The organism is Corynebacterium sp. HMSC11E11, assembly GCF_001807025.1.
Classification (GTDB): Bacteria; Actinomycetota; Actinomycetes; order Mycobacteriales; family Mycobacteriaceae; genus Corynebacterium; species Corynebacterium freneyi.
Map to the genome: position 1 here is coordinate 1 of NZ_KV787169.1, position 22,417 is coordinate 22,417.

At 68.0% G+C, this 22,417-nt stretch carries 22 protein-coding genes; 19 read left to right on the forward strand and 3 right to left on the reverse strand.

Annotation, left to right across the window (positions count from 1 at the left end; genetic code table 11):
* The first annotated feature begins 166 nt into the window (after positions 1 to 166).
* Positions 167 to 595, forward strand: coding sequence for a pyridoxamine 5'-phosphate oxidase family protein (locus HMPREF3121_RS10805; protein WP_070523394.1), 429 nt, complete (start codon positions 167 to 169; stop codon positions 593 to 595).
* 109 nt (positions 596 to 704) lie between these two features.
* Positions 705 to 1,256 (forward strand): TetR/AcrR family transcriptional regulator, encoded by a 552-nt coding sequence (locus HMPREF3121_RS10810; RefSeq protein WP_070523346.1) that lies wholly within the window; start codon positions 705 to 707, stop codon positions 1,254 to 1,256.
* Here HMPREF3121_RS10810 and nadE read toward each other — a convergent pair.
* Positions 1,253 to 2,134, reverse strand: a complete 882-nt coding sequence (gene nadE, locus HMPREF3121_RS10815; protein WP_070523349.1) for an ammonia-dependent NAD(+) synthetase — start codon at positions 2,132 to 2,134, stop codon at positions 1,253 to 1,255. The genes HMPREF3121_RS10810 and nadE overlap by 4 nt on opposite strands.
* Positions 2,135 to 2,196: 62 nt before the next feature.
* Between nadE and HMPREF3121_RS10820 the strand changes: the two genes are divergently transcribed.
* The 9 genes from HMPREF3121_RS10820 to HMPREF3121_RS10860 all read left to right on the forward strand — a co-directional run bounded on the left by HMPREF3121_RS10820 (position 2,197) and on the right by HMPREF3121_RS10860 (position 12,915).
* Complete coding sequence (locus HMPREF3121_RS10820) at positions 2,197 to 3,582, forward strand: sugar porter family MFS transporter (protein WP_070523352.1); 1,386 nt, start codon at positions 2,197 to 2,199, stop codon at positions 3,580 to 3,582.
* A 174-nt stretch (positions 3,583 to 3,756) separates the two neighbouring features.
* A complete protein-coding gene (gene ykgO / locus HMPREF3121_RS10825; RefSeq protein ID WP_005511141.1) occupies positions 3,757 to 3,879 on the forward strand; it encodes a type B 50S ribosomal protein L36 in 123 nt (40 codons plus the stop codon).
* A gap of 422 nt (positions 3,880 to 4,301) precedes the next feature.
* Positions 4,302 to 4,526 carry a glutaredoxin-like protein NrdH gene (gene nrdH / locus HMPREF3121_RS10830; RefSeq protein WP_035120137.1) on the forward strand — a complete coding sequence of 75 codons (225 nt, stop codon included), beginning with the start codon at positions 4,302 to 4,304 and terminating at the stop codon, positions 4,524 to 4,526.
* 96 nt (positions 4,527 to 4,622) lie between these two features.
* Positions 4,623 to 5,045, forward strand: a complete 423-nt coding sequence (nrdI, locus tag HMPREF3121_RS10835) for a class Ib ribonucleoside-diphosphate reductase assembly flavoprotein NrdI (protein WP_070523355.1) — start codon at positions 4,623 to 4,625, stop codon at positions 5,043 to 5,045.
* A 203-nt stretch (positions 5,046 to 5,248) separates the two neighbouring features.
* On the forward strand, positions 5,249 to 7,393 hold the full coding sequence (nrdE, locus tag HMPREF3121_RS10840) for a class 1b ribonucleoside-diphosphate reductase subunit alpha (protein ID WP_070523358.1): 2,145 nt from the start codon (positions 5,249 to 5,251) through the stop codon (positions 7,391 to 7,393).
* 190 nt (positions 7,394 to 7,583) lie between these two features.
* Positions 7,584 to 8,606, forward strand: a complete 1,023-nt coding sequence (gene nrdF, locus HMPREF3121_RS10845) for a class 1b ribonucleoside-diphosphate reductase subunit beta (protein WP_070523360.1) — start codon at positions 7,584 to 7,586, stop codon at positions 8,604 to 8,606.
* A 406-nt stretch (positions 8,607 to 9,012) separates the two neighbouring features.
* Complete coding sequence (ctaD, locus tag HMPREF3121_RS10850; protein ID WP_070523361.1) at positions 9,013 to 10,713, forward strand: aa3-type cytochrome oxidase subunit I; 1,701 nt, start codon at positions 9,013 to 9,015, stop codon at positions 10,711 to 10,713.
* A gap of 142 nt (positions 10,714 to 10,855) precedes the next feature.
* Positions 10,856 to 12,151, forward strand: a complete 1,296-nt coding sequence (gene serB / locus HMPREF3121_RS10855; protein WP_070523363.1) for a phosphoserine phosphatase SerB — start codon at positions 10,856 to 10,858, stop codon at positions 12,149 to 12,151.
* Positions 12,148 to 12,915, forward strand: coding sequence for a peptidyl-tRNA hydrolase (locus HMPREF3121_RS10860; protein ID WP_246816136.1), 768 nt, complete (start codon positions 12,148 to 12,150; stop codon positions 12,913 to 12,915). The genes serB and HMPREF3121_RS10860 overlap by 4 nt, the downstream gene beginning before the upstream one ends.
* Here the strand turns inward: HMPREF3121_RS10860 and HMPREF3121_RS10865 are convergent.
* The gene (locus tag HMPREF3121_RS10865) at positions 12,912 to 14,849 is read right to left on the reverse strand and encodes an ATP-dependent DNA helicase (RefSeq protein WP_070523369.1); all 1,938 of its coding nucleotides are present in this window, start codon (positions 14,847 to 14,849) and stop codon (positions 12,912 to 12,914) included. The two genes, HMPREF3121_RS10860 and HMPREF3121_RS10865, sit on opposite strands and share 4 nt — an antisense overlap.
* Positions 14,842 to 16,164 carry a nicotinate phosphoribosyltransferase gene (locus tag HMPREF3121_RS10870; protein ID WP_070523372.1) on the reverse strand — a complete coding sequence of 441 codons (1,323 nt, stop codon included), beginning with the start codon at positions 16,162 to 16,164 and terminating at the stop codon, positions 14,842 to 14,844. Before HMPREF3121_RS10870 ends, HMPREF3121_RS10865 begins: the two co-directional genes overlap by 8 nt.
* 75 nt (positions 16,165 to 16,239) lie before the next feature.
* Between HMPREF3121_RS10870 and clpS the strand changes: the two genes are divergently transcribed.
* From clpS to HMPREF3121_RS10910, 8 genes are all read left to right on the forward strand, one after another.
* Positions 16,240 to 16,533, forward strand: coding sequence for an ATP-dependent Clp protease adapter ClpS (gene clpS, locus HMPREF3121_RS10875; protein ID WP_035120168.1), 294 nt, complete (start codon positions 16,240 to 16,242; stop codon positions 16,531 to 16,533).
* 12 nt (positions 16,534 to 16,545) lie between these two features.
* Positions 16,546 to 17,097: a DUF2017 domain-containing protein gene (locus tag HMPREF3121_RS10880; RefSeq protein WP_035120170.1), complete on the forward strand. Its 552-nt coding sequence runs from the start codon at positions 16,546 to 16,548 to the stop codon at positions 17,095 to 17,097.
* Entirely contained in the window at positions 17,094 to 18,257 is a 1,164-nt protein-coding gene (locus HMPREF3121_RS10885; protein WP_070523375.1) for a P1 family peptidase, read from the forward strand. The genes HMPREF3121_RS10880 and HMPREF3121_RS10885 overlap by 4 nt, the downstream gene beginning before the upstream one ends.
* A 65-nt stretch (positions 18,258 to 18,322) precedes the next feature.
* On the forward strand, positions 18,323 to 18,904 hold the full coding sequence (locus tag HMPREF3121_RS10890; RefSeq protein ID WP_224371420.1) for a rhomboid family intramembrane serine protease: 582 nt from the start codon (positions 18,323 to 18,325) through the stop codon (positions 18,902 to 18,904).
* Positions 18,905 to 19,008: 104 nt separating this feature from the next.
* Positions 19,009 to 19,836, forward strand: coding sequence for a glutamate racemase (murI, locus tag HMPREF3121_RS10895; protein WP_070523401.1), 828 nt, complete (start codon positions 19,009 to 19,011; stop codon positions 19,834 to 19,836).
* 92 nt (positions 19,837 to 19,928) lie between these two features.
* Positions 19,929 to 20,654 (forward strand): MBL fold metallo-hydrolase, encoded by a 726-nt coding sequence (locus HMPREF3121_RS10900; protein WP_317986458.1) that lies wholly within the window; start codon positions 19,929 to 19,931, stop codon positions 20,652 to 20,654.
* An 18-nt stretch (positions 20,655 to 20,672) separates the two neighbouring features.
* Complete coding sequence (rph, locus tag HMPREF3121_RS10905) at positions 20,673 to 21,443, forward strand: ribonuclease PH (protein ID WP_035120174.1); 771 nt, start codon at positions 20,673 to 20,675, stop codon at positions 21,441 to 21,443.
* 152 nt (positions 21,444 to 21,595) lie between these two features.
* The gene (locus HMPREF3121_RS10910) at positions 21,596 to 22,300 is read left to right on the forward strand and encodes a non-canonical purine NTP pyrophosphatase (protein WP_070523381.1); all 705 of its coding nucleotides are present in this window, start codon (positions 21,596 to 21,598) and stop codon (positions 22,298 to 22,300) included.
* Positions 22,301 to 22,417: the final 117 nt, after the last annotated feature.

Genomic DNA, 22,417 nt, shown 5'->3' on the forward strand with positions numbered 1-22,417 from the left:
CCGCATCCGGGATCAACGGATGCGGCCCCGCCTTTTTCATGTGCGTTTTCCCGGGGGCGGGAACCCGGGCCCCCGCTTGCGGGGTTTTTCCGTGGGCGGATCCGCAGCGCAACGGTGTTCGGGGGTGGATCTGCGGGAAAGTCCGGTTGGTGGAACAATGGGCGTCATGAGCGAAAACAATGACGTGATCCGGAAGCTGTCCGACGAGGAGTCCCTCGAGCTGCTGGCGACCAAGACCTTCGGCCGTCTGGTCGTCCGTCGCAAGGACGACATGGACCTGTTCCCGCTGAACTACGTCGTCCACGAGGGCAACATCTACTTCCGCACCGCGGAGGGGTCGAAGCTGTTCTCCCTCACCCTGAACGACGACGTGCTGTTCGAGGCCGACCATGTCGACACCGGGGCGGAGGAGGCCTGGTCCGTCATCGTGAAGGGCTCCGCTCGCGCGCTGCAGTCGAACGACGAGATCGCCAAGGCCGACGAGCTGCCGCTGAAGCCGTGGCTGCCGACCCTGAAGTACAACTACGTGGTGGTCACGCCGAAGGACATCTCCGGCCGCAAGTTCCACCTGGGCGACGAGCCCGAGCGCTACTAGCGTCTCGGTCGCCGGGCCGGTTTCGCCGAAATCGGCCCGCATGGCCGTTTTCGGGGCTACCCTCCGATTTGTGATCAGCATCATAAACAGTCCGGAGGGTGATGCTCCCATGTCCGAGGCACGCGAGCACGAGAGCACCATCGCCGCTCCTGGCCAGCATTCTCCGCGCGTCCAGCACATCCTGGACGAGGCGCGGACGATGCTGCGCGAGTCCGGCTGGCGCAACGTCAGCATGCGCCGTCTCGCGGCACGGCTCGACGTGAAGGCCCCGTCGCTGTACAAGCACATCACCGGCAAGGACGAGCTGTACCGACTGCTTCTCGACGAGACCCTCCGCAACCTCGGCGGGGCGCTGCATGCCGCCGTGGCCGAGGACCCGTGCCCCCGGTCGCTGCTGAAGGCCTACCGCCGGGCTGCGTCGGCGGATCCGCACGGCTACCGCCTGATCAGCCGCACCCGCGTGGTGAACATGGTCGAGCCGACCGAATTGGACCGCTGGATCCGCGAGCCCTTCACCCTGGTCACGGGCGACGAGGCCCGCGGCCTGGCGCTGTGGGCCTTCGCCCATGGCCTCGTCACCGCGGAATTGGTCCAGGATTCCGGCCACACGGCCGACCCGGTGTGGGCCGCCGGCGCCGACGCGTTCGCGCCGGAGAGCTAGCGGCGCCACCAGGTCTGCGAGGGCCCCGGGGGGACGGCCCTCTTGTGGCGGCTGATGCGCCACAGGTGCTCGATGCGCGCCGCATCCGCGTCGGAGACGTCGCGGCCCTCGAGGTAGGCGTCGATGGCGGCGTAGGTGACGCCCAGCGCTTCTTCGTCGGGAAGCGAGGGACGGTCTTCTTCCAGGTCGGCGGTGGGCACCTTCGTCCACGTCGACTCCGGGGCGCCGAGATGTTCGAGCAGTCGCGCTCCCTGGCCCTTGGTCAGCCCCTCCAACGGCACGAGGTCCACGCCGCCATCGCCATGCTTGGTGTAGAAACCGGTGACCGATTCCGCCGCATGATCGGTGCCCACCACCAACAGGCCGCGCTCGCCGGCGATGGCGTACTGGGCGATCATGCGCTGCCGTGCCTTGACGTTGCCCTTGTTGAAGTCGCCGAGACCGCGGATGTGCAGCGACTCCGACACCGCGGCGTTCATCGCGGCGGTCGCCGGTTCGATGTCCACGGTCAGCGACTCGTCGGGGTCGATGAAACGCAGCGCCGTCTGGGCGTCGTCTTCGTCGGACTGGACGCCGTGGGGCAGCCGCACCGCGATGAACACCGGGCCCGGCCCTTCATCGGCGTCGGCCGTGTCATCGGCGTCGGCGTCGCCGGATTCGGCGCGCACCCGCTCCACCGCCATCTGGGCGAGTTTGCCGGCCAGGGTCGAATCCTGCCCGCCGGAGATGCCGAGGACGTATCCGCGGGCGCCGGTGGCGGCGAGGTAGTCGACCAGGAAGTTCACGCGCGCCTCGACTTCGGCGGCGGGGTCGATGTCGGGGGAGACGTGCAATTCGGCGATGATGCGTTCGCGGAGGCCGTCCTTCGGGGTGTTCATGGCCCCAGGGTACGTCGGCGTCCACGGGCACGTCGGCGCATCGTCGGCGCACGTGGGGTGGCATGATTGCCGACGTGAACGATGCACGAATTTCCCACGGCTCCGGCCGGGCCATCGCCGTCGCGGTGATCGCGGCCCTCGGCGGCCTTCTCTTCGGCTACGACACCGGCGTCATTTCCGGGGCGCTGCTGTTCATTCAGCGTTCCTTCGAGTTGACGGCGGCGCAGGAGTCGACGGTCACCGCGATGCTGTTGGTCGGCGCGGCCCTCGGCGCCTTCACCGGCGGTCGGGTCGCCGACGCGATCGGCCGTCGGGCGACGGTGCTCATCGGTGCGGTCGGTTTCATCGTCGGCAGCCTGTGGTGCGCGGCGGCGGGGTCGGCGTTCGAGCTGGGTGCGGCGCGCACGCTGCTGGGCGTGTGCATCGGCGGGGTGTCGATCGTGGTGCCCATGTACATCTCCGAGATGTCGCCGCCGCACATCCGCGGCCGGCTGGTCAGCCTCAATTCGCTGATGATCGTCATCGGTCAGCTCGTCGCGTTTCTCACCAATTCGGCGTTGGCGGAGTCGGGGTCGTGGCGGTGGATGCTGGGTCTGGGGGCGGTGCCGGCGGTGGTGCTGCTCGTCGGCATGCTGCTGTTGCCGGATACCCCGGCCTACCTGTTGCGCCGCGACAAGCGTGATCGTGCGCTGGAGGTTTTGCGCGACATGCACGGCCCTCGGGCGGAGCTTTCCGACGTCGAGATCGCGGAGGGGTCGATGAGCGAGGAGCAGCGGGCGGCGGAGCGGGCGGCGCTGAGGGTGCCGTGGATTCGCCGGGCGGTGATCATCGCGATGTTCATCGGCGTCACGCAGCAGGTCACGGGCGCCAACGCGATCATGTACTTCGCCCCGACCATGATGAACAAGGTCGGCCTGTCGGCGGAGAACTCGGTGTACACGTCGATCCTCATCGGCACGGTGTCGGTCATCGCCTGTGCGGTGGGCATGGGCATCATCGACCGCGTTGGCCGGCGGAGGATGCTCATCATCGGCCTGACCGGCTGCGCGGCGTCGTTGACGGCGCTGGCCCCGGTCTATGCGATGGCGTCGGATTCGCGGGGCGGTGCCATGGCGGCTCTTGGCCTGATGACCGTGTTCATCGCGTTCCAGCAGGCGGCGGTGTCGGTGGCCACGTGGCTGCTCATATCCGAGATCGTCCCGGCGGAAGTCCGGGGTGCGGGCATGGGGTTGGCGGGCCTGGCGCTGTGGGCCGCGAACTGGTTCGTCGCCCAGTCCTTCCTGCCCATGGTCGAGGCGTGGGGAGGGTCGTGGTCGTTCCTTTTCTTCGCGGTCACCGGCGCGATGGCGTTGGCGTTCACGTGGAAGACGGTGCCGGAAACCACCGGCCGTTCCCTGGCGGAGGTCGGCGCCGAGCTGCGCGCCGCCGGATCCGGGCGACGCGGGTGAGTCGCGGACCCGGCGGGGGAGTTTTGTGGTTGCGGGGGACGTTGGGTAACATGGCCGTTCGTGTCGTGGCGCCGTTGATCGGCGTCACCGGGTTGTCGCATCTTCCGCCGCGTTAACGCAGGCGTGGCGCGGCCCGCCACCGCCCTCAGGAGCCGAGAAGAAAGGAGCGCCCGAATGAAGGTCCGCAAGTCCCTTCGGTCGCTGAAGAACAAGCCGGGCGCCCAGGTCGTGCGCCGTCGTGGCAAGGTCTACGTGATCAACAAGAAGGAGCCGCGCTTCAAGGCCCGCCAGGGCTAAGAGCCGCAGGCTTGTCGCCGCGCCGCATGGATCGTCGATCCGTGCGGCGCGGTTTTCTTTTCCCGGCTTCGTTCGGGCTTCGCCGGGGGGTGCTTCCGGGTTCGTCTGCGGGGTGTTCGCGAGGTCGGTTGATAGCCGTTGCCGTGGGGCGCCGATAGTTGCTTTTCGGCGATTTTCGGGGAATTTCAGGGGTGTGACCACTAAATCACAAGGTTGTGAGGCGATCTCGCCCCACATGTAGTGGCGGGGAAATTCACGTCCTGGGAATTCCTCGCTTGTAACTACTATATGTAGTATCGCTGGCCTTTTGGCGACCCCAAGTGTAGTGTTTCTGGTGTTGCGCCGCACAGGGCGCCGACCGGAGCGGCCGAAGGTCTCACCGGTCCCGAACTCCTCGAACTGACTGAAGGAACGTGCGAGACATGGTCACCGTCTACAGCAAGCCCGCCTGCGTGCAGTGCCGCGCCACCACCCGTGCCCTGGACAAGGCCGGCATCTCCTACGACGTCGTGGACATCACCCTCGACGACGACGCCCGCGACTACGTCATGGCGCTCGGACACCTTCAGGCCCCGGTCGTCGACACGGGTTCCGAGACTTGGTCGGGCTTCCGCCCCGACCGCATCAGGGCCCTCCAGGCCGCGTAAGACCGCGGGTCCCATTCCATCCGTGGAATTCTCCGTCACCGCCGCTTCGGTGACGCGGGAAGGCCACGGCCTTTCGTTGAAGGGTGGCGTAAGCCGTTGTTCATCGTCTATTTCTCGTCGGCCACGGGCAACACGCACAAGTTCGTGCAGAAGCTGGGCATCCCGAACGCACGGATCCCCATTCACCGCAGTGAACCGGAGCTGCTGGTCGACGAACCCTACGTCCTCATCGTCCCCACCTACGGCGGCGGGTCGACCCTGACGGGCGACAAATCCCGGCCGGTTCCGCCGCAGGTGATCCGGTTCCTCAACAACGAGCACAACCGCTCGTTCATCAGGGGAGTGATCTCGGCCGGAAACACCAACTTCGGCATCGACTACGGACTGGCCGGCGAAATCGTCGCCGAGAAATGCAAGGTGCCCTACGTCTACCGGTTCGAGCTGATGGGCACCGACGAAGACGTGAGAATCGTACGATCCGGGCTGGCGGACTTTTTCCAGCATCGCGCGGCCTCCTGACCGACGCCGGACCATGCACCCGCCGCGTTCCCCATATATAGAGGAGGGGAAAGAAAAGCGGCGGGGAGGCTGCCGACAAGAACTTCAGGGACGACGACCACGCGGTTCGTCGCAAAGCACACGCACACGCAAGCACCGCCGGACGCGAACAAAGCGTCGGCGCGAGCCCGGACAAGGAAAAGGGAGCTAACACAGTGGCTGAAATGGGGAAGACCGTGGCGGAGCCGATCGGCAAGGACGAGCTGGATTTCCACGCTCTCAACGCCCTGCTCAACCTGTACGACGACGACGGCAAGATCCAGTTCGACAAGGACCGCGACGCCGCGCGCCAGTACTTCCTGCAGCACGTCAACCAGAACACGGTCTTCTTCCACAACCTGAAGGAGAAGCTGGACTACCTGGTCGAGAACAAGTACTACGACCCGGTCGTGCTGGACAAGTACGAGTTCGAGGACGTCAAGGCCCTGTTCAAGCAGGCCTACGCCCACAAGTTCCGCTTCAAGACCTTCCTGGGCGCCTACAAGTACTACACCTCGTACACCCTGAAGACCTTCGACGGAAAGCGCTACCTCGAGCGCTACGAAGACCGCGTCTGCATGGTGGCCCTCACCCTGGCCGCCGGCGACCTCGACCTCGCCCGCAACCTCGTCGACGAGATCATCACCGGCCGCTTCCAGCCGGCGACTCCGACGTTCCTCAACTCCGGCAAGGCCCAGCGCGGCGAGCCGGTGAGCTGCTTCCTGCTGCGCATCGAGGACAACATGGAGTCCATCGGCCGCGCCATCAACTCCTCGCTGCAGCTGTCCAAACGCGGCGGCGGCGTGGCGCTGCTGCTGAGCAACCTGCGCGAGCAGGGCGCGCCGATCAAGCACATCGAGAACCAGTCGTCCGGCGTCATCCCCGTGATGAAGCTGCTGGAGGACTCGTTCTCCTACGCCAACCAGCTGGGTGCCCGCCAGGGCGCCGGCGCCGTCTACCTGCACGCGCACCACCCGGACATCATGCGTTTCCTCGACACCAAGCGCGAGAACGCCGACGAGAAGATCCGCATCAAGTCGCTGTCGCTCGGCGTGGTCATCCCGGACATCACCTTCGAGCTGGCCAAGCGCAACGACGACATGTACCTGTTCAGCCCGTACGACGTCGAGCGCGTCTACGGCAGGGCGTTCGCCGACGTGAACATCTCCGAAAACTACGACGACATGGTCGAGGACCCCCGGATCCGCAAGACCAAGCTCAACGCCCGCGCGTTCTTCCAGACGCTGGCCGAGATCCAGTTCGAGTCCGGCTACCCGTACATCATGTTCGAGGACACGGTCAACGCCGCGAACCCCATCGCCGGCCGCATCACCCACTCGAACCTGTGCTCCGAGATCCTGCAGGTGTCCACCCCGTCGACGTACCACGAGGACCTGTCCTACGACGAGGTCGGCGAGGACATCTCCTGCAACCTCGGCTCGATGAACATCGCCATGGCCATGGACTCGCCGGACTTCTCGGCGACCGTCGAGACCGCCATCCGCGGTCTGACCGCCGTGTCGGAGCAGACGTCCATCGACTCGGTGCCGTCGATCCGCAAGGGCAACGAGAAGTCGCACGCCATCGGCCTGGGCCAGATGAACCTGCACGGCTACCTCGGCCGCGAGCGGATCCACTACGGGTCCGAGGAGGGCATCGACTTCACGAACATCTACTTCTACTGCGTGCTGTTCGAGGCGCTGAAGGCGTCGAACAAGATCGCCATCGAGCGCGGCGTGAAGTTCGGCGGTTTCGAGGATTCGAAGTACGCCACCGGCGAGTTCTTCGACAAGTACATCGACGCCGAGTGGAAGCCGGCGACGGCCCGCGTGCAGGAGCTTTTCGACGAGTCGGAGATCAGCATCCCGACGCAGGACGATTGGCGCGAGCTGAAGGCCTCCATCCAGGAGCACGGTCTGTTCAACCGCAACCTGCAGGCGGTGCCGCCGACGGGGTCGATCTCCTACATCAACAACTCGACGTCGTCGATCCACCCGATCGCGTCGAAGATCGAGATCCGCAAGGAAGGCAAGATCGGCCGCGTCTACTACCCGGCGCCGCACATGGACAACGACAACCTGGAGTACTTCCAGGACGCCTACGAGGTCGGCTACGAGAAGATCATCGACACCTACGCCGCGGCGACCCAGCACGTCGACCAGGGCCTGTCGTTGACGCTGTTCTTCAAGGACACCGCCACCACGCGCGACATCAACCGTGCGCAGATCTACGCGTGGCGCAAGGGCATCAAGACCATCTACTACATCCGCCTGCGCCAGGTGGCCCTCGAGGGCACCGAGGTTCAGGGCTGCGTGAGCTGCATGCTGTAGTCGCGCCGCGCCGCCGCCGGCGGGCATCCGGGGTTTCCGGGCGCCCGCTTTCGGCGTCGCCGGGTGCCCGGGGAGGGGGGCGTGCCGACGACGGGCGCGTGCATTCTGACCAGGGGGTTTTACGGACCGTGACCGGTTCGCCCATATCGAATCTCGCGGCTAGACTGCCGGGAGAACCAGGAGGAATTACATGACCGTGAATCGTTCCGATTGCCCGCCGTCGACGCCGGCGCACCGCGAGAAGAACCTCGAGGCCCGGGAATGCCCGGTGGCCGCGATCGACTGGAACACCATCCCGGATGACAAGGACCTCGAGGTCTGGGATCGGCTGACCGGAAACTTCTGGCTTCCGGAGAAGGTGCCGCTGTCCAACGACATCAAGAGCTGGAACACGCTCAACGAGCTGGAGCAGCGCACGACCATGCGCGTGTTCACCGGCCTGACCATGCTGGACACCATCCAGGGCACCGTGGGTGCGGTGTCGCTGCTGCCGGATGCGCTGACGGCGCACGAGGAGGCGGTGTACACCAACATCGCGTTCATGGAGTCGGTGCACGCGAAGTCCTACTCGTCGATCTTCCAGACGCTGGCGTCGACGCCGGAGATCAACGACGCCTTCCGGTGGGCGGAGGAGAACGAGCACCTGCAGCGCAAGGCGAAGATCATCCTCGACTACTACGAGGGCGATGATCCGCAGAAGAAGAAGGTGGCCTCCGTGATCCTGGAGTCCTTCCTCTTCTACTCGGGCTTCTACCTGCCCATGTACTGGTCGGCGCATGCGAAGCTGACGAACACGGCCGACATCATCCGGTTGATCATCCGCGACGAGGCCGTCCACGGCTACTACATCGGGTACAAGTACCAGAAGAACCTGGAGCGTCTGTCCGAGGAACGGCGCGAGGAGCTGAAGGACTACACCTTCGATCTGCTGCTGGATCTGTACGACAACGAGATCCAGTACACGGAGGACATGTACGACGAGCTCGGCTGGACCGAGGACGTCAAGCGGTTCCTGCGCTACAACGCCAACAAGGCGCTGAACAATCTGGGCTACGAGGGCATTTTCCCGGCCGACGAGTGCAAGGTGTCTCCGGCGATCCTGTCGGCGCTGAGCCCCAACGCCGACGAGAACCACGACTTCTTCTCGGGCTCCGGCTCGTCCTACGTGATGGGCAAGGCGGAGAGCACCGAGGACGAGGACTGGGACTTCTAGTTCCGGTGTTTTCGGCTCGTGCGTGACGACGATCCCGGCGTTCCGATGGGGCGCCGGGATCGTCGTCGCCGGCGCCTTCCGCAAACGGCGCGAACCGTCTCTCACCGGGAACTTTGGTCGGGGGTGGTGCGGGGGAGCCGGGGGCCGGCGGCGGTGGAATCACATCTTTTCGACGCATCGCCGCTGCTTAAGAGAATTCTCAGAATTTTCCGCGTCCCGGATAAGACGGGGGTCATACCCCCCTCCCCATGACGGGCCTTAACATTTTCACAGGTCGGGGTTAGACTCGGCCAGGTACCGCGAGGTGGACTCGCGTAATCGTGTCCACCTCCTCTAACATCTAGGCAGCAACAAATCTTTGACGACCCTGTGAGTCCATGGGGAAGTCGCGTAGTCAGGAGGAAGAATGACTGCAGTAGCGCCTCGCCCCGGCCACGAAGTGGCCCCGGCAGAACGGCCTGAGCCGTTCGGGCACGAGCGTAAGGGCAGCTGGGCGTGGGAGATGCTGACCACGACCGACCACAAGAAGCTGGGCATCATGTACATCATCATGAGCTTCTCCTTCTTCTTCGTGGGCGGTCTCATGGCTCTGCTCATCCGCGCCGAGCTGTTCCAGCCGGGCCTTCAGTTCCTGTCCAATGAGCAGTTCAACCAGCTCTTCACCATGCACGGCACGGTGATGCTGCTGCTGTTCGGTACCCCGATCGTCTGGGGCTTCGCCAACTACATCCTGCCGCTGCAGATCGGCGCGCCGGACGTGGCCTTCCCGCGTCTGAACGCCTTCGGCTTCTGGCTGACCACCATCGGCGGCATCCTGATGCTGTCGGGCTTCCTGACCCCGGGCGGTGCGGCCGACTTCGGTTGGACCATGTACTCCCCGCTGTCGGACTCCATCCACTCCCCGGGCGTCGGCTCTGACCTGTGGATCGTCGGCGTCGGCGTCGGCGGCGTGGGCACCATCGCCTCCGCCATCAACATGACCACCACCGTCCTGTGCCTCCGTGCGCCGGGCATGACCATGTTCCGCATGCCGATCTTCACCTGGAACATCCTGGTGACCTCGATCCTGGCCCTGCTGATCTTCCCGATCCTGACCGCCGCCGCCCTCGGCGTCATGTACGACCGCAAGCTGGGCGGCAACATCTACGACCCGGCCAACGGCGGCGCCATCATGTGGCAGCACCTGTTCTGGTTCTTCGGCCACCCCGAGGTCTACGTTCTGCTGCTGCCGTTCGTCGGTATCATCACCGAGGTCATCCCGGTGTTCTCCCGTAAGCCGCTGTTCGGCTACTCGGGCATGGTCTTCGCCACCCTGTCCATCGCCGGCCTGTCCATGGCCGTCTGGGCGCACCACATGTTCGTGACCGGCGCGGTCCTGCTGCCGTTCTTCTCGTTCATGACGTTCCTGATTTCGGTTCCGACCGGCGTGAAGTTCTTCAACTGGCTGGGCACCATGTGGCGCGGTCACATGACCTTCGAGACCCCGATGACCTTCGCCCTCGGCTTCATCGTGACCTTCCTGTTCGGTGGTCTGACCGGCATCATGCTGGCCTCCCCGCCGCTGGACTTCCACATCTCGGACACCTACTTCGTGGTGGCGCACTTCCACTACACCCTGTTCGGCACCCTGGTGTTCGCCTCCTACTCGGGCGTGTACTTCTGGTTCCCGAAGATGACCGGCCGCATGCTGGACGAGAAGCTGGGCCACATCCACTTCTGGCTGACCTTCGTCGGCTTCAACCTGACCTTCTTGGTCCAGCACTGGCTGGGCAACGAGGGCATGCCCCGCCGCTACGCGGACTACCTGGAGTCGGACGGCTTCACCACGCTGAACATGATCTCCACGGTCGGCGCCGCCATCCTGGGCGTCTCGGTCCTGCCGTTCATCTGGAACGTCTTCAAGTCCTGGCGTTACGGCGAGGTCGTCACCGTCGACGACCCGTGGGGCTACGGCAACTCCCTCGAGTGGGCCACCTCCTGCCCGCCGCCGCGCCACAACTTCACCTCCATGCCGCGCATCCGCTCCGAGCGCCCCGCGTTCGAGCTGCACTACCCGCACATGGTCGAGCGCATGCGTGCCGAGGCTCACGTCGGCCGTCAGCTCTAAGGTGATCAAGCTGCACTAGACTACGCGGCACGAAGAAAGGCCCCCGCTGGTTCCTCCCGGCGGGGGCCTTCGTCGTACCCGAAAACCCCCTTTCACCGGCCCCGGAGTCGAGGCGGCGACGCCGTCATGGGATAATCGCGGGGTGCAGAACAAGGTTGATGTCCCCGCAGCCCCCGATGCCGTCGACCCGTCGCTGGAGACGGTGACCCTGCCGGAGGGGCTCGTCCCCGCGGTGGTCACCGCCACCGGCCCGGACCGTCCCGGCGTCTCCGCTTCCTTTTTCCGGGTGTTGGCCGCGCACGGCGCCCAGTTGCTCGACGTGGAGCAGTCGCTGTTCCGGTCGCGGCTGTCGCTCGGTGCGCTCGTCGGCGTGAAGGAGGACCGTCTGGACGTGATGGCGGCCGGCCTGACCGAGACGCTGAAGGGTCACGGCATGACCGTGGAGGTGTCGTCGGAGGGGGCGGAGTCGACTCGCCACGCGTCGTCGCATGCGGTGGTCGTGTTGGGCAATCCGCTCGATGCGACGGATATCGCCCGCATCGGCCAGACCCTGGCGGATTACGGCGCGAACATCGACTCGATCCGCGGCATCGCGGATTACCCGGTGACGGGCCTGGAGTTGAAGGTGTCGTTGCCGGATCCGAAGCCGGGTGCCGGCGTGCCGGTGCGCAAGGCGCTGGCGGAGTTGGCGTTGACCCAGAACATCGACATCGCCATCGAGCGCGACGGCCTGCAGCGTCGTTCGAAACGGCTGATTTGCTTCGACGTGGATTCGACGCTCATCACGGGCGAAGTCATCGAGATGTTGGCGGCGCACGCCGGCCGTGAGGCGGAGGTCGCGGCGGTGACGGAGCGGGCGATGCGCGGCGAGCTGGATTTCGCCGAGTCGCTGCATGAGCGAGTCAAGGCGTTGGAGGGGTTGCCGGAGTCGGTGTTGCAGGAGGTGTCGGACTCGATCGTGTTGACGCCGGGTGCGCGCACGACGATCCGCACGCTCAAGCGCCTGGGCTACAAGGCCGGTGCGGTGTCGGGCGGGTTCATTCAGATCCTGGAGCCGTTGGCGAAGGAGCTGGGGCTGGACTTCTACCGGGCCAATACGCTGGAGATCGTCGACGGGAAGCTCACGGGTCGCGTGATCGGTGACGTCATCGACCGGGAGGAAAAGGCCCGGAGTCTGCGCCGTTTCGCGGAGGAGTCGGGGCTGAAGATGCACCAGACGGTCGCGGTGGGCGACGGGGCCAACGACATCGACATGTTGTCGGTGGCGGGCCTGGGCATCGCGTTCAACGCCAAGCCGGCGCTGAAGGAGGTCGCCGATACGTCGGTGAACACTCCGTTCCTGGATGAGGTGCTGTTCATTCTCGGCATTTCCCGCGACGAGATCGATCACGCCGATCGCGAGGACGGCATCTTCAGCCGGGTTCCGCTCGAGCAGTGAGTTTGCTTTACGACGATCCGGCCACCGGGTCGTGCGGCGTTCCCGGTTGGTTCGTTCGCGCGCATGGGGCGCTGCCCCGGCCGATGCGGGAGGATCCGGGGGAGGATGTGCCGTGGTCGATGCCGATCATCCTCAACATTCCGAAGCCGGATCGTCCGGACCGGACGGAGCTGTTGGAGGCCGCGGCGACTGCGGTCGTGGCGTGTTGTCTGGATGAGCGTGCCGGCGACGCCGATTCGACGTTCGCCCGCGCGCTGGGGCAGTGGTACGGCGCGAGGATCCGCAAGATCGCCCGCCGCGCCCGCAACGTCCAGTGGGATCGCGTGCAGGATCTGCCGGGTGTCACGGCGTCGGTTGGCGGTGCGTCGGCGCGGGCGTTGACGCCGGGGCCGGTGGGAGGCGAGGACGCGGTCGTCGCAAAGCTCCAGATCGGCGGCACGGATCTGCCGAAGCCGGGCAGCCCCGCCCGGGAAGCCGGGGACGACGGGGTGCCGACCATTTGGGTCGACGCGGACCTGGGGATGACCGTGGGCAAGGCCGCGGCGCAGGTCGGGCACGGGTCGATGCTGCTGGCCGGCGTCATGGACGTCGGGGCCGCGTGGGAATGGGCCCGCGCCGGATTCCCGCTGCGCGTCCGCGAGGTGCCGCGGGCGCAGCTGCCGGCCGGCGAAGACGTGGCCGTCGTGGTCCGAGACGCCGGATTCACCGAAATCGCCCCCGGAGCGGCGACGGTGGCGGTCACCGGCGGGCGTTACCGAACCTAGCCCCCGTACCTCTGCGCCACCAGCCGTTCCAGGGCGCTGCGGGCGACGGCGCCGTCGGTGGTCCGCCAGAACGGCGGCATCGACGCGGCGATCCAGGAACCGTAGCGCTGGGTGGCCAGCCGGGGATCGAGCACGGCGACGACGCCGCGGTCGTCGACCGACCGGAGCAGCCGACCCGCACCCTGCGCCATGAGCAACGCGGCGTGGGTGGCGGAGACCTCCATGAATCCGCTGCGCCCCGCCCGGTTCGCCGCATCCGACCGCGCCGACAGCAGGGGATCGTCGGGGCGGGGGAAGGGGATGCGGTCGATGACCACCAGCGACAGCGACGGGCCGGGGACGTCGACGCCCTGCCACAGCGACAGGGTGCCGAACAGACACGAGTTCTCGCTGGCGGTGAACTGCTCCACCAGGTTGCCGATCGCGTCGTCGCCCTGGCACAGCACCTCGAAGGGCAGACGCCGACGCATCTCCTCGGCCGCCGCCTCCGCCCCGCGCCGTGACGAAAACAGGCCGAGGGTGCGCCCGCCGGCGGCGGTGATCAGCGACGCCAACTCGTCCATCACCTTCGGGTCGGTGCCGTCGCGCCCCGGCTTGGGCAGGTGGCGGGCGACGTAGAGGATGCCGGACTTCGCCGGGTCGAACGGCGTGCCCACGTCCATGCCGTCCCACTCGCCCCGGGGCAGCCCCCACGCCGCGGCCATCGCATCGAACTTGCCGCCCAACGCCAACGTCGCCGACGTCAGCACCACGGTGTTCTCGCCGAACAACCGATCGCGCAGCAGATCCGATACCGTCAACGGCGCCACGCACAGCGCCCGCCGGTCGGTCAGCCACACCACGTCGGCGTCGTCGAGGGCCAGGATCCGCACCGCCGCATCATGCATGTTCTCCAATGCCGCGCGGACGGTTTGCCGCTCGGTGGCGTCGCCCTCCTGACTCGTGGCCAGCGCCGTCTGCGCCCGCCACAGGGCATCCCGCAGGGCGGTCAACGGCACGCCGACGTCCGGGGGAATCTCCTCCCACCGGCCGACCCCGTCGTCGCCAAGCGAAACAAGGGCCTCCTGCAGCATGCCCGCCGCATCCTCCAGATCCCCGGCCTCCTCGACCGCCCCGGCGTTCTTCGCGCGCTTGGCGGTCAACGTCACGCCGGTGGAGGTGAGCTCGTCGGTGGCCACGGACGTGATGCGGGCGTCGAGCTCATGGGCCTCGTCGACGACGACGCACTCGTGCTGCGGCAGGATCAGCCCATCCGACAGCGCGTCGATGGCCAGCAGCGCATGGTTGGTCACCACCACGTCGACGTCGGCGGCGCGGGCCTTGGCGGCCTCCGCGAAACACGTGTCGCCCATCGGGCACTTCGACGCCCCCACGCACTCGCGGGAAGTCACCGACACCTGCCGCCACGCCATGTCGGACACGCCCCGGTCGAGGGAATCGCGGTCGCCGTCCTCGGTGTCGTTGGCCCACTCGCGCAGCATGAGCACCTGCGCCGCCGTCTTCGACAGCGTCGACGAGTCGATGAGCGCCCCCGTGTCGCCGATGCCGTCGTCCGGGTCGAGCGGGACCTCCGCCACCTTGTTGCGGCACAGGTAATTGTTGCGGCCCTTGAGAATGGAAAACGTCGGCCGCCGATCCAGGTGCGGCTCCAGGGCGTCGGCCAACCGCGGCAGATCGCGTTCGACGAGCTGGCGCTGCAGCGCGATGGTCGCCGTCGACACGATGACCGCCTGGTCGTCCTCCATCGCCCGCACGATCGCCGGAACGAGGTACGCCAGCGACTTGCCGGTGCCGGTGCCGGCCTGCACCGCCAGGTGGCGGCCGGACTCCATCGCCCCGTGCACCGCGCGGGCCATGGCCACCTGGCCGGTGCGTTCCGCGCCGCCGAGCGCGGCGACGGCGTGGGCGAGCAGTTCCTCGACGCGATCAGACACCGGCGAAACGCACGTGAATGACCGGCTCGTCGCGCGACAGCGCCAGTCCCTCCCACGGCAGGGAGATCAGGGCCCGCGCCAGGTGGTCGCGGCTTTCTTCGAGGGTCGGCAGGCCGTCGCACAGCTCGCCGCCGCGCATCATGGGGATGGTCAGCTCCACCGCGTCGAGCGTGCCGGTGTCGGGGGCGTCGGCGCCCAGCGGGTACGCGATTTCCTCCACGGCGGTGCCGGACCGGCGGCAGGCGCGGATGGCCGCCTTCGCGCCGCCGTGGCTCCGCTTGTCGCGGGATCGCTTTGCGACGGGCACCCCGTCGACTTCCACGAGCTTGTAGACCAGACCCGCCGTGGGCGCCCCCGAGCCGGTGACCACCGACGTGCCGACGCCGTAGACGTCGACCGGTTCGGCGCGCAGCGCGGCGATGGCGAACTCGTCGAGGTCGGAGGACACGACGATCTGGGTGTTGTGGGCGCCCAGGCCGTCGAGCTGCTGGCGGACCTGTCGGGCCAGCACACCCAGGTCGCCGGAGTCGATGCGCACGGCGCCGAGCTCCGGGCCGGCGACCTCGATGGCGGTCGCGACGCCGACGGTGATGTCGTAGGTGTCCACCAGCAGGGTGGTGTCCAGGCCGAGGGTCTCCACCTGGGCGCGGAAGGCGCCCGCCTCGTCGGGCGTGCCGTCGGCGTTGGTGTGCAGCAGCGTCCACGAGTGGGCGGAGGTGCCCGACGCCGGGATGCCGTAGCGGGCGGCGGCCTCCAGGTTCGACGTGGCGGTGAATCCGGCCAGGTAGGAGGCGCGGGCGGCGGTGACGGCGGCGTCTTCGTGGGTGCGCCGCGACCCCATCTCGATGATCGGACGGCCGCCGGCGGCGGTGACCATGCGGGCCGCGGCCGACGCGACGGCGGAGTCGGAGTTGAGGATCGACAGGATCACCGTCTCCAGGATCACGCATTCGGCGAAGGTGCCGCGTACGGTGAGGATCGGGGAGGCCGGGAAGTACAGTTCGCCTTCGCGGTAGCCGTCGATGTCGCCGGTGAAGCGGAAGTTGCGCAGGTAATCCACCGTCGCGTCGTCGAGGAAGTCCAGCGTGGCCAGCTGGTCCTCGGTGAACCGGAACCGCGAGATGGCGTCGAGCACGCGGGCGGTGCCGGCGACGACGCCGTAGCGGCGCTCGTTGGGCAGGCGGCGCCCGAACACCTCGAAGGCGCATCGTCTGTCGGCGGTGCCGTCGCGAAGCGACGCCTGGAGCATCGTCAGCTCGTACTTGTCCGTCAGCAGGGCGGTCGAGTCGGTGGTGTGGGGCGTCGGATTCGTCACCTGGCCGAGTCTAGTCGGCGGCGCGGCCGGGGTGGCCCGGTGCACGCGATCGCCGGGGTCGTTATCCTTGGGCGCATGACCATGCCAGCCGCCACCCCGATGGGCGTCATCGACGCCGAGACCGTGACCGAGTCGAACCGGCCATGGCAGTGCATCGTGTGGGACGACCCGGTCAACTCGATGAGTTACGTGACCTACGTGTTCCAGATGCTGTTCGGCATGGATCGCAAGAAGGCCCACGAGCTGATGCTGAAGGTGCACAACGAGGGCAAGGCCGTCGTGTCGTCGGGTGAGCGTGACAAGGTGGAGTCGGACGTGAAGAAGCTGCACAAGGCGGGCCTGTGGGCCACGATGCAGCAAGCTGATTAGAGGAGAGAACCCATGCGCCCCTGGAAGAGGAAGCGGGGGATGCTGCGAGGCGGCGCCCGGTATGTCACGGTCCTGGAGCCGGCGGAGCGGGCGTTGCTGGGGGAGCTGTCCGCCACCGTCGCCGATGCGTTGATCGCGCGGGCGCAATCGGCGCCGAAGGATGAGCTGTCGGAGCTGACGGGCATGCCGTCGGGGCATGCGGAGGCGCCGGAGGATCCGCGGTTGGCGCGGCTGCTGCCGGATTTCGCCGCGGAGGGCGACGAGTCGGTGGAGGGCGAGAACCAGCTGATGCGCCAGCTGCACGAGTCGGACATCGTCAAGGACAAGTTGACGGATCTGCGGTCGATCATCGAGGCGTTGGAGCCGGCGGACAACGGCCACGTGTCGTTGACGGAGGAGCAGGCGAATCAGTGGATCGCGGCGATCAACAGCCTGCGCCTGTACCTGCATGCGACGTTGGAGGGCCATGACGGTCCGATCGTCAAGGCGGAGGAGACCGACGCGATGTACCAGTGGCTCAGCTACAACCAGGAGTCGTTGGTGCAGGAGTTGATGCGGGAATGACGGGCGGCGGTGTCGACGTGGCGTCGGCGTCGTTCGGGGGTCGCTTGACGACGGGGCCGGCCGCCTCGCCGTCGCGTCTGCCGGGCGTTTCCGTCGGTCACGCGTCCGCCGCGGACACCGGCGTGACGGTGGTGGCGTGCCCGGAGGGTGCGGTGGCGGCGGTGGACGTGCGGGGCGGTGGCCCGGGGACGCGGGAGACCGATCTGCTGGAGCCGCGCAACACGGTGCGGCAGGCCCATGCGGTGGTGTTGTCGGGCGGGTCGGCGTTTGGCCTTGCCGCGGCGGACGGGGTGATGAGGGGCCTGGCCGACCGCGGCCACGGGTTCCCCGTCACCGACGAGTTTCCAGACGTCCGCGTGCCCATCGTGCCGGCCGCCGTCATCTTCGACCTGCTGCTCGGCCGGCGCGACGTGCCCGATGCGGAGTTGGGGAGGAAGGCGCTGGATGCTGCCCTGGCCGACGGCGACTCCGGTGACCCCGGCGAGCCCGGCGATGATTCGGGCGTCGAGTCCGGGTGCGTCGGCGCGGGCACGGGGGCGATGGCCGGTGCGCTCAAGGGCGGCGTCGGCCAGGCGTCGGTGACGCTCGCCGATGGTGCGACGGTGGCCGCCATCGTCGTGGCCAACCCGATGGGCGCGGTCGCCGGGCCCGACGGGCGGCTGTGGTCGGATCCCGGCCGCGGTGCCATCCCGGATGAAGCGTTGGCCGCACTGGGCGAGAAGTTCGTCGGCCTGACGAAGGTGCCGGTGGCCGCCGACGACGGGGCCGGGTCGCTCAACACGACCATCGGCTGCATCGTCACCGACGCGGCATTGACGCAGGACCAGGCGCAGCGGTTGGCGATGGCCGGCCACGACGGCATGGCCCGCGCCATCCGCCCCGCCCACCTGCCCATGGACGGCGACACCCTGTTCTGCTTGGCGACGGGAACGTTCAGCAGGGCCGACACGGCGGAGGAGAAGACGCCCGTGGGCCCCGAGACTCTGGCCCTGCTCGCCGCCGCGGCCGCCGACGCCGTCGAGCACGCCATCGTCGACGCCGTGGTTTCCGCGCGGTCGCGCGCCGGAGTGCCGTCGTTCGGCGACCTCATCGGTGTCTCCGGTGCCTCCGGTGCTTCCGATGGCTCCGACGACCGACCCGAGAGGACCCGACCCCAGTGACCATGCAGCCCGGATCATGGGAACCGCGGCCCGCCTCCGCACCCGTTAGGCGCCATCCCGGTGCGGTGGCGCCGAAGACGTCCGACGGCGGTCTCGGCCCGGCGCTGGGAACGGGCATCGCGTTCACCGTCGTGACGTGGGTGACGTTCTTCGTCAACGAGATCTTCTTCCGCGGCGGCCTCAACGACCTGCTCGGGCTGCGGCCCCTGGACACCCACGGGTTGTGGGGCATCCTCTTCGCGCCGTTCCTCCACCACGACCTGCAGCACCTCATGGCCAACTCCGTGCCGGCCGCGCTGTTCGCCGCGCTCATCGCGTTCACGTCGAAACGGCTGTGGTGGCAGGTCACGGCCATCGTCATGGTGGTGTCCGGCGTGGCCACGTGGTTCATCGGCGGCGTCGGCACCGCACACATCGGCGCATCCGGGCTGGTCTACGGATGGCTGGCGTTCCTCATCGTCCGCGGCTTCTACAACCGTTCGCCGGGCCAGATCCTGCTGGGCATGATCCTCGGTTTCGGCTACTCCGGCCTGCTGTGGGGAGTGCTGCCCACCGAAGTCGGCGTGAGCTGGCAAATGCACCTCTTCGGCGCCATCGGCGGCATCATCGCAGCCGCCAAACTCAAGCGCGGAAGGGCGACCCGATGAGCGTCGCAAAGCACGAACACGCCGAAGAAACCGCGACCGCGACGCCAACCGCGACCGCTACGGAAACAACCACCACGACCCGGGCACCGGGGGAGGGCAACGACATGGACGACGGCCAACTCGAAGTCGACCGCACCGCGCCGATCGGCGTCTTCGACTCCGGCGTCGGCGGACTGACCGTCGCACGCGCCATCGTCGACCAGCTGCCCCACGAATCCATGATCTACGTCGGCGACACCGCCAACGGCCCCTACGGCCCCCTGCGCATCGCCGACGTGCGACGGCACTCCGAAGCCATCGCCGACGACCTAGTCGAACGCGGCTGCAAGATGATCGTCATCGCCTGCAACACCGCCTCCGCCGCCTTCCTCCGCGACGCCCGCGAGCGATACCCCATCCCCGTCATCGAAGTGATCCTGCCCGCAGTGCGCCGCGCGGTCTCCGCCACCCGCAACGGCCGCGTCGGCGTCATCGGCACCACCGCCACCATCCGCTCCCGCGCCTACCAGGACCTCTTCGACGCCGTGCCCGGCGTCGAGGTCTCCGCCACCGACTGCCCCCGATTCGTCGACTTCGTCGAACGCGGCATCACCTCCGGGAGGCAGATCCTCGGGCTGGCCGAGGGCTACCTGGCGCCCCTGCAGGCCGACGGCGTCGACACCCTCGTCCTCGGCTGCACCCACTACCCCCTGCTGTCCGGCATCGTGCAGCTGGCCATGGGCGACGACGTCACCCTCGTCTCCTCCGCCGAAGAAACCGCCAAGGACGTGCTGCGGACCCTGACCACGCTCGACCTGCTCGCCGACCCCGCCACCGACCCGCCGCCCACCCGCGTCTTCGAATCCACCGGCGACCCCGAGATGTTCCAGAAGCTCGCCACCCGCTTCCTCGGGCCCGCCATCACCGACGTCAACCCCCACATCGGGCACTGAAAGCCATGCGACGGCCGCCCGACATGCCCGATGCCCGGTCGACGTGGCATTGTGGGGTTATGAAAGTGACGGTTCTGGGATGCACGGGCAGCATGTGCGGCCCCGATGCGGCAGCCTCCGGATTTCTCGTCGAATCCGACGATGGGGCGTTCGTCATGGACTTCGGGCCCGGCGTGCTCGGGGAACTGCAGAAATACCGCGACCCCGCCGAGCTGGACATCGTGCTGTCGCACCTGCACGCCGACCACTGCCTGGACATCCCCGGGCTGCTCGTGTGGCGCCGCTTCCACCCGACCAAACCGTCCGCCCACCGCAACCTGCTGTGGGGCCCCGCCGACTCCCACGACCGCCTCGGCCACGCGTCGGCCGACACCGGCGACGGCTTCGACGACCTCAGCGACACCTTCGACTTCCGCACCATCGCCGAGCGCGTCCCCTTCGAACTCGCCGGCCTGACCGTCGAGGCGTACCCGATGCTCCACCCCATCGAGGCGTGGGGCTTCCGCATCACCGGCCCCAACGGCGTCGTCGCCTACACCGGCGACACCGGCTGGACCGACGCGGTCATCGACCTGGCCCGCGACGCCGACGTGTTCATCTGCGAGGCGACCTGGTGCGGCGACGGCGACGACGCGCCCGCCGACATGCACATGTCCGGCGCCGAAGCCGGCCGAGCCGCGACGCTGGCGGGGGCGGGCACGCTCGTGCTCACCCACATCCCGCCCTACGGCGACCCCGACGCCGCGCTGGCCGCCGCCCGCGCCGAATTCGACGGGCCGGTGGAACTCGCGCGCCCCGGGATGGTCATCGAACCGTAGGCCGGTACCGTTGGTGCCATGACTTCTGATTTCACCCGCGCCGACGGTCGCGCCGGCGACGAGATGCGCAAGGTTTCCATCACCCGCGGCTTCACCGACAACCCCGCCGGATCGGTGCTGGTGTGCTTCGGCAACACCCGCGTGATGTGCACCGCCTCCGTGGAACAGTCCGTGCCCCGCTTCAAGCGCGATTCCGGCGAGGGCTGGCTGACCGCCGAGTACTCGATGCTGCCGGCCGCCACCCACGAGCGCATGCCGCGCGAGTCGATGCGCGGGAAGGTCAAGGGCCGAACCCACGAGATTTCCCGCCTGGTCGGCCGTGCCCTGCGTGCCGCGGTGGACCTGAGCCAGCTCGGCGAGAACACCATCAACATCGACTGCGACGTGCTGCAGGCCGACGGCGGCACCCGCACCGCCGCGATCACCGGCGCCTACGTCGCCTTGGCCGATGCCCTGACGTACCTCCACGCCGCCGGTGCGGTGCCGGGTGCGCCGCTGAAGGCGCCGGTCGCCGCGGTGTCGGTCGGCGTCATCGACGGCCGGGTGTGCCTGGACCTGCCGTACGAGGAGGACTCCCGCGCCGACGTCGACCTCAACGTGGTGATGACCGCCGAGGGCAAGTACGTGGAGATCCAGGGCACCGGCGAGGCCGCCACCTTCGACCGCGACGAGCTCGATGCGATGCTCGACGTCGCGGGCAAGGGTCTGCGCGAGCTCATCGAGCTGCAGCAGGAGGTTCTGCGGGCCCCGTACCCGGGTGAGCTTCCCGACGGCCGCGTGGAGGTGTAGCGGCCCTCTTCCCGGAAGCCACCGTGGTTTGGGGGACACGTGCGTGACGTGAACCCGCCATGGTGCAAAACTGGAAGGCGGACGACGCACCTGCCGTCGTACCGGCGGCGCCACCCGCCGCCGACCAACCGACCACGGGAAGGGGAAAGGCGATGAAGCTACTGGTCGCCACCCGCAACAGGAAAAAGCTGGAAGAACTCTCCCGGCTGCTCGAAGGCGCCGGCGTCGAAGGCGTCGAACTGCTGTCGATCGACGACGTCGACCCATACCCGGAACGGCCCGAAGACGGGCGCACCTTCGAGGACAACGCGCTGATCAAGGCCCACGACGGCGCCGACGCCACCGGCCTTCCCTGCCTCGCCGACGACTCCGGCCTTTCCGTCGACGAACTCAACGGCATGCCCGGCGTCCTCTCCGCCCGCTGGTCCGGCGGCCACGGCGACGACGCCGCCAACAACGAACTGCTGCTCGGCCAGCTGCGCGACATCCCCGAAAACCGCCGCGGCGCGTCCTTCGTGTCCTCCGTCGTGATGGTCGTCCCCGGCGCCGGAGAAGTCGGCGACGGCGTCGCCCCGGACTCCGGCGACGGCGACCTGGTCCTGTCCTTCCACGGCGAATGGCGCGGCCGAGTCCTCACGGCACCCCGCGGCGACGGCGGCTTCGGCTACGACCCCCTGTTCGTCCCCCGCGAAGAAGACACCCGCGTCAAGGCGGGCCGCGACCTGGACACCGCCGGCGACCGCCCCCGCACCGCGGCGGAACTGCCGCCGGAGGAAAAGGACGCCATCAGCCACCGCGGCCGCGCACTGCGCCAGCTCGTCCCCGCGCTCGCCGACCTGGCGAAGTCCCTGCCCTGAGACCCTGCTCTGACCCCGGCGGCACCATCCACGCCGCCGACGGCACGACCGCGACGAAAAAACCGGCGCCTCGCATGTCCCGAACGGACGATGCGGGGCGCCGGCGTCGCAAAGCAA